Source organism: Waterburya sp., from assembly GCF_058530065.1.
Window position 1 is genome coordinate 1 of sequence record NZ_JBZNBU010000101.1, and the last position, 11,646, is coordinate 11,646.

Here is an 11,646-nt window from a genome sequence, read left to right on the forward strand (position 1 = left end):
ATTTATCTACTATATTCAATAGTACTTCAATCTAATTAAGGATTTAAAATATTCAAATAAAAATTTATTCTAAATTCACGGTCAAAAAAAACGCTAAATATGAGAGGTTAATTTGATTGCATTATGGGTAGCAAAACCAGATATAGTCTTATTTATTAATTTTTTTTATGCTAAATAAACCGATTTAACACCGCAATTAACAATTATTTTATTAATTTCAAATTGTTGTTGATTATTTGTACAGTTTCTAATTTAACTCATATTTACGTTAATTGGACAATAAACAATTCTTAACCTCTATTATTAGAGATATCAAAGAGCCAGCAAAGCAATTAATAGTGTTTAACTTCGATCTTGATTTACTAAAAATGCTCGGTTGTATTACTATTAAAGAACATTTAGCTTTAAAAAAATTATTTTTAGATTAATTTTGGACTAATTAATCTATTGCAATTAGATTCAACATACACCTAAGGTTCTCAGCCATAGATTGAGCATTGGTAGGTTAAGTATTTAGGCAAACATGGTCTTGAAGTATTTAAAAAACATAATTTTCAACTGCAAATAAAACTAAGCAACCATTATCATATTTTCTTAAGTAAAAATACCGATCGTAATGTAATATTATTTTAAAGTTATAAAAACCTACGATTTTAGTATTTTTCTTAAAAAATGTTGCATACTGAACGTCCCTCGAAATCTTTATCAAACTTCCTGGTGTACAGTCGATCTTCTCGCATGATGATCGTGTGGCTGTTGGTCTTAGGAGATGTTATTGGACTACTTAGCTCTTTTCATATAGCTTTACAATTACGTCTATCTCAGTCTTTGAATTGGCAAGATCCTATTTTATACGCTTTAGTTGGAATGTATCTTTTTGGACTTTACCTGACTGATACTTACAAATTAAATAGGCAAGTTTCTGGGGTTAGACTGTCAGAACGGGCTATTCTAGGAACTTTATTAGCGATCGTTGTGGTTACTTGTTTAATCTATCTCACTGGATTGTGGGGTAACGATTCTCTGGTTGGTAGGGGAGTTCTAATTATTACCAATGTTGTTTTTGTCGTTTGGGCGGTAGGTAGCAGAACTATAGTCGATTCATGGCTCAAAGCTAACCAGCAAACTAGCCGATTTTTGGTTATGGGAGACTACAACAAAGTTTTGGCTTTTAGTAAAAAACACCCTCGGTTTCATGAGGCTAGCGAATTCGTTTCTTTTGAAGAACGTTATGGCAACAGTTATCGATCTTCTCAGGTAGTACCCAACGCTAGTGGTAATTCTTTACTTCTAGATGAAGTGACTAATTATAACCCTGCTTGGAAAAAACAATATTGGTCGGGAATTTTAATTGATGGTACGGAAGCTAGTCTTTCCAAAGAAATGATTCGAGAGTTGATGGATATGAGACTCAAAGGAGTTTATGTTTATAGCATGGCTAATTTTTGCGAGCAATTTTGGCAAAAAATTCCTCCTGCTTATATTCAAGATGGTTGGTTTGCTTTTACTTCAGGGTTCAATATTTTACATCATCGAATTAAAGCTAAATTAAAGCAAGTTTTCGATGTTTTGGCAGCAGGTATACTGCTAATTGTTACCTTACCAATAACTCTGCCCACGGCGATCGCAATCAAACTAACTAGCGAAGGTTCAATTTTTTACTCTCAAGTGAGAACGGGACTCAATGGCAAAAAGTTTCGCGTTCATAAATTCCGTTCCATGTACCAAAATGCCGAAGCAAAAGGAATTCAGTGGGCGAAAAAGAAAGACCCCCGCATTACTACGGTGGGATCTTTCATTCGTTTGACTAGAATTGACGAACTACCTCAACTTTGGAATGTGTTCAAAGGGGAAATGAGTATGGTAGGACCTCGTCCCGAACGTCCTGAATTTGACGCTAAATTAAGAGAAGAAATTCCTTATTACGATTTTCGCTATTTAGTAAAACCTGGAATTACTGGTTGGGCTCAGGTATCCTATCCCTATGGTGCTTCTGTAGAAGATGCTTACCAGAAAGTTTCTTACGATCTGTTTTACATCAAAAATTATTCTTTATGGTTAGATTTGGCGATCGCTTTTAAAACTTTGAGAGTAGTATTTTTAGGTAAGGGAAGATAATACTACAAACAATTAGACTTATTTCCCAATGCAAAAACGACTAAAAATACGCTCTAGGACAGATTCGGTAACTTCTTCTCCTGTAATTTCTCCTAGGGCTTGAATTGCCCCTCGAAGGTCGATCGTCCAAAAATCTAAGGGTAGTTCGTTAATGACAGTTTTGCAGACTTGTGACAAAGCAACCTTGGCTCTAGTTAAAGCAGCAGCTTGTCGTTGATTGACTGTTACTTCCGAATTAGCAGCAGTGATTTTACCTTGAGATGCCAAATCTAAAATTGCGGTTTCTAGGGAATCAATACCTTCTCCTTGGGCAGCACTGGTGTAAACTACAGTACTAATATTGGCAGGATAATTTATCTCTTGAGGAGGAGCTAGATCTGTTTTATTGATCGCCAAAATTAAAGGTCGATGCCGTACTTTTTGATATATTTCTGTGTCTTCTACCGTCCATCCTTTCACAGCGTCAATAGTTAGCAACACGAGATCTGCTCCTACAGCGGCTTGACGAGACCTCTCTACACCAATTTGCTCTACCGTATCCAAGGTTTCTCTAATTCCTGCGGTGTCTAAAACTTTAACGGGAATCCCCCCTACTACTAAAGTCGATTCAATCGTATCCCGAGTAGTGCCAGGAAGATCGGTAACAATAGCGCGATCGCTTTTACTCCAAGCATTAAGCAAGCTAGATTTTCCCACGTTAGGACGACCGACAATAGCAACTTTTAAACCACTGCGCAATAGTTCTCCTTGTTCGGCGGTGGCTAATATCTTAGTTACTCGTTCTAAAACTTCATTTAATTGCTGTTTTATTTTAGTTTCATCGAGAGGGGGTAAGTCATCTTCAAAATCAATTCTAGCCTCGACTTCTGCTAAGATATCCAAACATATTTGACGTAAATCTCTAATCGGACTACCTAATTTTCCTTGCAATCCTGCCAAAGCCATTTCAGAGGCAGCTTTAGATTGAGAATTGACTAAATCCGCTACACTTTCGGCTTGAGTTAAATCGATTCTGCCATTTAAAAAAGCTCGAAGAGTAAATTCTCCCGATTGAGCTAATCTCGCCCCAGAAGCAACACACAATTGCAAAACTTCCTGAACTGCAATAATACCCCCATGACAGTGAAACTCCACTACATCTTCGCGAGTGTAAGAACGAGGCTGTAACATTAAGAGCAATAAAGCTTCATCTACAATTCGTTTAGTTTCTGGATCGCGAATATAACCATAGAGAATGCGGTGAGACGACCAATCTTGTTTTCCAGGAGCATCAAACAAATTTTTGGCAATGCTGACGGCGTTGGCTCCTGATAAACGGACAATTCCCACGCTACCTTGGCTGGGGGCTATGGCAGTGGCGATCGCAACAATAGTTTCTCCCTGAATTATGGACATGAAATTTTGGCTACAAATGGTTACTCTAATTAAGAGGGTAATCGGAAAAGGGGCAAGGGGAAAGAGAAAAAGCAGTTTGAAAAAAAGTCGTAGATTCTATTAGTATGAAGATTTTATTGAGTTCTAGTTAGATCGTGGATAAAGCCATAGTTTTACTTTCTGGTGGGTTGGATTCCGCAACTACCGCCGCCATTGCTATCGCCGCAGGCTACCAAGCAATTGCCCTTTCTTTTCGCTACGGTCAACGCCATCATAAAGAGTTAGAAGCTGCCAAAAAAGTGGCTACAGCTTTAGGAATTGAAGAACATTTTATTATTGATGTTAATTTATCTCAGTGGGGGGGGTCATCTCTGACCGATCGGTCTTTAGATATTCCTCAAGCTGGCTTAGAACCAGATACTATCCCTTCAACTTATGTTCCTGGACGCAATACAGTATTTATCGCGATCGCTTTATCTCTAGCTGAAGCAAAAGATGCTCAAGCCATATTCCTGGGAATTAATGCCGTAGATTATTCTGGTTATCCTGATTGTCGTCCAGAATATTTAGCAGCGTACCAAAAATTAGCCAATCTTTCCTCTAAAGCGGGAATTGAAGGGCGATCGCCACAACTAATCGCTCCTTTGGTTCGAGATTCCAAAGTTGATATTGTCCGTCGTGCTTTAGCCCTCAACGTACCGATTGCCGATACTTGGTCTTGCTATAAGGGAGGAGATATTCCTTGCGGTTTATGCGATTCTTGTCGCATTCGCGATCAAGCTATGTTAGAACTGGGACGTAACGATCTAGTTAGTCCATTATCTGACTTGAAACAAGAATCATAAGCTATTTATAAATTAACTTTAATACAAAAATATTATAATTAATCTCAAATTGTATTAATTTTGTATTATATTTTTCGATCGCATTTACTTAAGATTCTTCTAAACCGATAGTATTTATACTTAATCAGTAATTAGATTGATAAAATACAACCGTACCCACGATCGACTTAAAACCAAGATAAATAAGATAATAGATAATGTTCGATTTCAAAAAAATTAATCAAAAGTTATTTGGTTTAGGTTTACTGACGACTGTCAGTTTTTGCAATACAAATGAAGTATTGGCTAAACTCATTAAAAACAAAAATTTGAAAAACCTCAACCAGCATAGCAAAACAATTCAAACCTTTGAAGTCGATCGAGCATCAACAAGTTGGCAACAAGAAAATACCTTATCTCAAAATTCTCTGTCCGAACCAGAATCGTGGTTGATCGCTCAATATTCTGAAGGAGATTCTTTCTTAGATTTCAATCTAACTAGTTTTGGAACTTCAAACAATGAATTAGATAGTCCTCAAACAAGATTTATCAGGACGATTTCTCTTGCTTTTTTTGTATTATTATTTGTACCTTTTGGAATTTTTTATCCTTTTTTCTTATTCTATAAAAAACTTTTAAATCTCGATGTTAATGAAGATTTAGGAGATAGAGTTTTAATTAAATCGCCAACTTATAAACCAGAATCAGCAATTCCTTACCCTTCCTTTAATTTAGAATACGAAGAAACCACGCCGATTAAATCTAAGTCTCAAGTTACAGTTTCCAAGCTGCAAATTGCTTGTTCGGTAAACAATAAAGATAGAGATGTCAGGAAAGAATTAATCGAACTTTGTTCTAGTGTAGACTCTAGAACTGATGAAGGTATTAGAGAATTGATGCAAAAAACTATCTCTCTTTTAGTAGAAAGAGATGAAGTGACTCATGTTAATTGTAGTTCTAAGTTGTTGGAATTGGAAAAAGCCCAAGAGAACTTTGAGATTATCTCTAGGAGCGAAAATAGCAAAATTGCTAGCCAAGATCGAGAATCTCAAAAAAGTAATCATACCAACAAAGATAGTAGTTTTTATGCAATCTTAACCTTAATTTTCTGTACTTCTAAAGATATATTTTTGCCTGAAGAAATAACTACTAAAAAACAATTAGCTGACATCCTATCTGAATTCAGTGAAATAAATCAAGACGAACTAATGAAATTCGATTTACTTTGGAATCCTCAACCAGAAAATACATATTTGAGTAACAGAGAACTATTACTTGAATACCCTGAGATGATGAGATTATTCTAAAATAGTTTCCTAAAGCTCAATATTAGTCAACATAGAAATGTATACAGTTAGTCTGATTCGTGCTGATTCTTACAAACTCAAACAATTAAAATCTAGTATTGAGTATCTGCTAGAACCTTTGGGCGGTATAGAAAAAATTGTCAAACAAGGCGATCGCGTTTTATTAAAACCAAATTTACTAACAGGCAGTCGTCCAACAAAAGAATGTATTACTCGTCCAGAACTAGTTTATTGTGTGGCTCAACTAGTTAAAGAAGCAGGAGGCAAACCATTTTTGGGCGATAGTCCTGCTTTTGGCAGTGCTAGGGGTGTCGCTAAAGCTAATGGCTACCTACCTCTCTGCAACAAATTAGATTTACCGATAATTGAGTTTAAAGGGCAACGTTATTCTACAGAAAACCCTAACTTTCAACATTTGCGTCTTTCCAAAGAAGCAATGAATGCAGATGTAGTTATCAATTTACCCAAAGTTAAATCTCATATGCAATTGACTCTGACAATGGGCGTGAAAAATCTTTTTGGTTGCGTACCAGGAAAAATGAAAGCTTGGTGGCATATGGAAGCGGGTAAAAATGCCGATCGCTTTGGAGAAATGATCGTCGAAACTGCTAAAACGATCTCGCCAGATTTAACGATTATTGATGGAATTATCGGACATGAAGGAAATGGTCCTAGTGGTGGCGAACCGAGACAACTAGGCATTTTAGGTGCGTCTGCGGACGTATTTGCCCTTGATAGAGCTATTGTCGAAATTCTTAATGTCGATCCTCTTACCGTTCCTACCCTTGCGGCTCAATTCCAACAGGGTTGTTGTCGGGAACTAGCTGAAATCAACTTTCCCCATTGTCAGCCCGCAGATTTAATAGTATCGGATTGGAAATTGCCAGATGCTTTGATGCCCATCGACTTTGGACTACCACGGGTTTTGCGCTCGACTTTCAAGAATTTTTATATTCGCTTGATTAAAGAGCCGAGATTCTTAAAAAGATGAGGAAACCACCTTTTTATCTTTTTGTATGTGACAAGAAGTTATAGGAGTAATATTCACCGTAACTTCTTCGTATCCCAAATTAGTTAATAGTTGAAAGATACTTTCTTGCGCTCGGATGTTGGCACTGTTGATAATGCCTTCTTGACAAGCAGTAGTAGCGATCTCAGTCAGGGTATTTCTTTGGGCTAAAGTTTGTAATTGAGGGGCGACATCGGGACCTAAATTGAGAAAACCGCGATTGTAATCATAGACGCGGGAATTTTCCACATCAATTTTGCTATCTAATATTTTAGCTGCGGGTAAATCTATTTCAATAGAATGGCGATCGAGCGCAATATCTCGCTCGCTCAATTCCCCTAAATCTATTCCCGCCCTAATTTCTCCGCGAGCAATATACAATAGTCGAGTTGTTGCTATAGGCAAGTCACCAATTTTTCTTTCGGCAGAAGTCGGGACTATTTTTTCTATCGTCTGTACTGTAGTAGTTAGTTCTTGAATATTTTGCAAACGTTCGACAATGGCAGTCGAGTCATCTAATTTAAGTTCGACTGGCTGAGGTTTAAATAAACTACCGACAAAACTTACAGCGCGATCGCTTGCCTGCCAAATACTAAAAATAATTAAAAAAATAATTAGATTAATACTACCAATACTTAAAAAAATTAATTGTTGCCAAAAAGGTGTTGAGGGGGGAGAAGTTTTCACTCTAAAAATGAATTAAAAAAACAAGATTTAATAATTCCATTTTAATTCCTAATTCATCCGACACCCCAAACTTTTCATAGACATCATAATCATAGAAGAATCGTTAATTACGGGTAAAGATTGGCGATAAGTGTCGCAAGCTTCATTATAGCGAGCATTTTTAGTATAAATTTGACCTTTCTGACTCCAAATATTAGGGTCTTGAGGTTTTAATTCAATCGCCCTGTCTACTGCGAATAAGGCTTTGCGATCCTCTCCCGTCAAATCCCAAGCTGTTGCTAAACCCGCCCAAGTTTCAGGATCTTGCTCGGACAGTTCGCTGGCTTTAGATAAAGATTCGATCGCTTGTGAGTATCTTCCTTGTTGATTAAGAGCCAAACCGCGATCGCGCCATAAAGGAGCGTAATCGACATTAATTGCTAACCCGCGATTATAACTGTCAATAGCTCTTTCTAGATCGTTTTGATTGTTGTGATAAATTAACCCCTTGGCTTGCCAAACTAAATAGGACTGACCTCGAATTTCTAAGGCTCGATCTAGAGCAGACAATGCGGATTGAGTTCGACCCATTTTTCCTAGAGTTTTTCCTAACTCCAACCAGCCTCGATATAAATTAGGTTTGAGTTCGGTTGCTCGCTCGTAAGACTCGAGAGCTTTAGCATACATTTGGCGACTCACCCAAAAATCTCCTTGTGCCATCCAAATCTTTTCATTTTGAGGTTGTTGTTCTAAAACCTCTTGATAATTGCTTTCTATTTCTCGTTCTACTCTTGCTACTTCTTGAGGGCGGTTTAAATAATCTAAGACTAAAGCTTTATTTTGCCAAAGTTGCATTTTATCGGGTTCGCTGACTTGGACTCGATTGAGGGAAGTCAAAGCATCATAATATCTACCTAATTTGATTAAATTGTTAGCGCGATCGCTTAAAAAAATCGGATTGAGACGGTCTAATTCTAACGCTCGTTCCTGCATTGCCAAAGCAGATTCGTAGTCTTGTAATTTGTATAAAGCCTTACCGCGTCGATTATATAATTGACCATCGTTTTTTTCTAAGGTTAATGCTCGATCGTATAGAGCGATCGCATCTTTAAATCGGTCTAATTTATATAAAATATCCCCTTGTTTTTGCCAATTCTGCCAGTTGCTAGTATCCAATTTGGCCGATTCAGCATAAGCTTCTAAAGCTTCAGGATAGCGTCTCAACTTTGATAAAGCATCGCCTCTTCCCGACCAGGCTATAGCACTTTGGGGCTTAAGATCGATCCCTTTGGTAAAAGCATCCAAAGCAACTTGCGGTTCATCTGACAATAATTTTTTACCTCGATACCAATAATATGTCGGTCTTAGAGTCGGAAAAGCAAATTCTAGACTGCCAAGCAAACAAATAATTCCCAATAATCCCACGAGGGCAAATATTTTGATTTTTGGTCTGGGCGTTGGATTAAGATCGGCAATGGTGTCCCAAGATTTTCTAGCTTGTCTGTTTCCCCGCTCCCATAAATTAATCCTTTGTAGATCTCGAAGCACCTTATCTGCGGACTGATAGCGTTTTCCCAAATCTAAATCCACCATGCGATCGATTATTTTGACCAAACGGCGATCGATGTTTAAATTTTGATTCCACAGTAGTTTGCCTGTTTTTTTATCCCTGGGAATTTGGCTGGGTTTGGTATGAGTCAAAACTTCGATCGCGCTCATTCCCAAGGCATAGAGATCGCTACCAATAGTTGGTCTGCCTGCAATTTGTTCTGGAGACCAATAGTTGTCCTTATCATCTTGTTGGCTGGCATCCCCAGAAGAATTAGCCAGATTTTTAATATCCATCAAGATGCCAAAGTCACTCATTGCCACTGTTCCATCTTCGTCGGTAACGATCAGGTTAGCGGGTTTAATATTGCGATGGATAATGCGATTTTGATGAATAAAACTTAGTACTGATAAGCTACTAGCTAAAATTTTGACGACTTCTTTAACCGATAGTTCTTGCTGTTGTATTTTTTGAGCTAAATTTTCCCCTGGAATATATCTTTGAACTAAATAGAACTCATCATTCTCTTCAAAATGATCCCATAGTTCGGGAACTTGTTCGTGATATCCCAACCTTTCCAACATCGTAATTTCTTCAGAAAATCTGCGTTCTATGTTGACTTTTCCTCCACCATTAATCTGAGGTAATTGGATCTGCGAAATGGTACAGGGAGATTGATACTGACGATGGAGATTATCTACTAAATACTTTTCTACTCCCCCTTGATTTCCTAAATAGCGAGTAATAAAGTAGCGTCCTCCTACAGTCTGCTCAATTCTCAATAATGGCTTAAGATCCTGCAAAACATCTAAAGCACAACTGTAACGATCCTCCAAATTAGGGGAGATCATGATATTTAAAATGTCTTGCAGTTTTGAGCTTACTTGACACTGAGTTTCCCAATTAAGACTTGCCTCTTCTAATTCTTGGGGAGATTTACCCGTTAAAGCATAGATAGCAGATTTTCCCAAAGCATATAGATCGCTTTGGAAATGAGATTGCCCTGCTTTTTGTTCTGGAGCAATATACCCGCAATGTCCTAAAGAAATATTCTTAACTATTTCTCCTTTAAGATTGATTTCTGTTGCTTCAAGCTCGCGGATAGCACCAAAGTCAATTAAAACAAAGCTATTATCTTGCTTGCGTTTGATTAAATGAACTGGTCGTACATCTCGGTGAATAACGTTGGTTTTATGAATAAAATCCAAAATTCGCAGAACATCTTGAATTAAATCGATCGCATCAACTTCGTTAAATAGTTTTCGTTCGACTATTTGTTCTAAATTATCTCCATTGATATATTCTCGAACTATATAAAAACATTGCTGTTCGACAAAATAATTGTAAAACTGTGGAATTTGTGGGTGATCTCCCAGTCTTTCGAGTATCCCTACTTCACCAATCAGATGCTGCTCGATTGCCGACCTGTTTACTCGATCGCAATCGAGATTTAACCCTTCTACTATACATCTAGCATCACCTGTTGCTTGTAAATCCTTGGCTAGGTAGGTGTTGCCTATATCTTTTCTACCTAATTTTTGAATAATCTGATATCGATTACCAACAATTGAGCCAGGAACGTGCATTATTTGTTTGGTTTGTTTGGGTTGATTAATTTTACGAGTAGAATTTGAGATGTCCCAATGGGGGATAGGCATAATGAATTTTCGGCAAAATATAAAGCTCTCATTTAGATTGAGATTAATAATTTATCTATAGTTTAATTGGTTACCTTAAAAACCTTCATATTATACAAAAACTATCTCGTACCAAATGAAATCGATATATCCTAGAATTTTATTCGATGGTTGTCGAGTCAAAAACCTAATCTTTTGACATAACTATAGATGCCACATTGTACAATGGTTTTTCAATTCTGGGGTGAAAATTGTTGCTTAACGAAAATCACCTTGAATTATTTCCGAAGTATTGCTTTCTCTAGCGACTCTAATTAATAAACCTGCTAGCAATAAAGAAGCAATTATCGAGTTAATTCCGTAACTGAAAAAAGGCAATGGTAAACCAGTCGTCGGCAAAGAACCAGTGGCTACGCCAATATTAATTAAAGACTGTCCTACCAAGAAAACCATCGCTCCAATCGCCACTAATCTGGAAATAGGGCGATCGCATTTAATCGCTACTCTTAGAGCTAGAGTCCCATAACCGATGATTAGAGCCAACAACAAGATAGAACCAATAAAGCCAAATTCCTCAGCGTAAACGGCAAAAATAAAATCCGTCGAACGAATTGGTAAATATGATAATTTTTGTTGAGACAAACCAAATCCAGTACCATTCAATCCCCCAGATGCGATCGCCAGTAGACTTTGAATTAATTGATATCCTTTATCATGATAATCTTTCCAAGGATTGATAAATGAAGTAATTCGATCCAGTTGATAGGGATTTAAAGCTACACTCAAAGCTGCCACGCTCGTTCCTCCCAGAGAAACTGCAACTAATTGCGACCAGGGTAACTCAGCTACTAAAGCAACCAACCAAAGACTCATGCCACACAATCCAGTCGTACTCAAATTTGGTTGCTTGAGAATTCCTGCCAATACCAGAGCAAAAATACCAATCCAAACTAAACGTATTTTGTTTGGTAATTCATGCCAACGAGAAAAAATATAAGCAGCCTGTAAAACTAAAAAAGGTTTAATCAATTCTGAAGGTTGAATCGAAAATGGTCCAATAGCAATCCAACGGCTTGCGCCCATCGTCGTTTTACCCAAACCTGGAATCAAAGTAGCAAAAATTAAGAGTAATAGAATCACAACCATCAAAGGTGAATACTTG

At 37.3% G+C, this 11,646-nt stretch carries 8 protein-coding genes; 4 read left to right on the forward strand and 4 right to left on the reverse strand.

The features are described 5' to 3' along the window. The first annotated feature begins 717 nt into the window (after positions 1–717). Positions 718–2,118, forward strand: a complete 1,401-nt coding sequence (locus tag AC33VI_RS06640; RefSeq protein ID WP_491781478.1) for a sugar transferase — start codon at positions 718–720, stop codon at positions 2,116–2,118. Positions 2,119–2,136: 18 nt separating this feature from the next. On the opposite strand, the gene mnmE is transcribed toward AC33VI_RS06640, so the two are convergent. Next, positions 2,137–3,513, reverse strand: coding sequence for a tRNA uridine-5-carboxymethylaminomethyl(34) synthesis GTPase MnmE (mnmE, locus tag AC33VI_RS06645; protein WP_491781479.1), 1,377 nt, complete (start codon positions 3,511–3,513; stop codon positions 2,137–2,139). Positions 3,514–3,644: 131 nt separating this feature from the next. Here mnmE and queC point away from each other — a divergent pair, with 131 nt between their 5' ends. From queC to AC33VI_RS06660, 3 genes are all read left to right on the forward strand, one after another. After that, a complete protein-coding gene (queC, locus tag AC33VI_RS06650; RefSeq protein WP_491781485.1) occupies positions 3,645–4,337 on the forward strand; it encodes a 7-cyano-7-deazaguanine synthase QueC in 693 nt (230 codons plus the stop codon). A gap of 197 nt (positions 4,338–4,534) precedes the next feature. Next, entirely contained in the window at positions 4,535–5,623 is a 1,089-nt protein-coding gene (locus AC33VI_RS06655) for a DUF1517 domain-containing protein (RefSeq protein WP_491781480.1), read from the forward strand. A 37-nt stretch (positions 5,624–5,660) separates the two neighbouring features. After that, positions 5,661–6,614: an Npun_F2552 family protein gene (locus AC33VI_RS06660; RefSeq protein WP_491781481.1), complete on the forward strand. Its 954-nt coding sequence runs from the start codon at positions 5,661–5,663 to the stop codon at positions 6,612–6,614. Here the strand turns inward: AC33VI_RS06660 and AC33VI_RS06665 are convergent. The 3 genes from AC33VI_RS06665 to AC33VI_RS06675 form a co-directional block, all read right to left on the reverse strand. Beyond that, the gene (locus tag AC33VI_RS06665; protein WP_491781482.1) at positions 6,603–7,319 is read right to left on the reverse strand and encodes a DUF4230 domain-containing protein; all 717 of its coding nucleotides are present in this window, start codon (positions 7,317–7,319) and stop codon (positions 6,603–6,605) included. The genes AC33VI_RS06660 and AC33VI_RS06665 overlap by 12 nt on opposite strands. Positions 7,320–7,367: 48 nt before the next feature. After that, positions 7,368–10,505, reverse strand: coding sequence for a protein kinase domain-containing protein (locus tag AC33VI_RS06670; RefSeq protein WP_491781483.1), 3,138 nt, complete (start codon positions 10,503–10,505; stop codon positions 7,368–7,370). Between the two features lie 237 nt (positions 10,506–10,742). Then, a partial coding sequence (locus tag AC33VI_RS06675) for an FtsW/RodA/SpoVE family cell cycle protein (protein ID WP_491781484.1) occupies positions 10,743–11,646 on the reverse strand: 904 nt, incomplete at its 5' end.

Coding starts and splice junctions, on each gene's coding strand:
- AC33VI_RS06670 (WP_491781483.1), bottom strand. CDS start 10,505: ATGCCTATCCCCCATTGGGACATCTCAAATTCTACTCGTAAAATTAAT.
- mnmE (WP_491781479.1), bottom strand. CDS start 3,513: ATGTCCATAATTCAGGGAGAAACTATTGTTGCGATCGCCACTGCCATA.
- AC33VI_RS06655 (WP_491781480.1), top strand. CDS start 4,535: ATGTTCGATTTCAAAAAAATTAATCAAAAGTTATTTGGTTTAGGTTTA.
- AC33VI_RS06660 (WP_491781481.1), top strand. CDS start 5,661: ATGTATACAGTTAGTCTGATTCGTGCTGATTCTTACAAACTCAAACAA.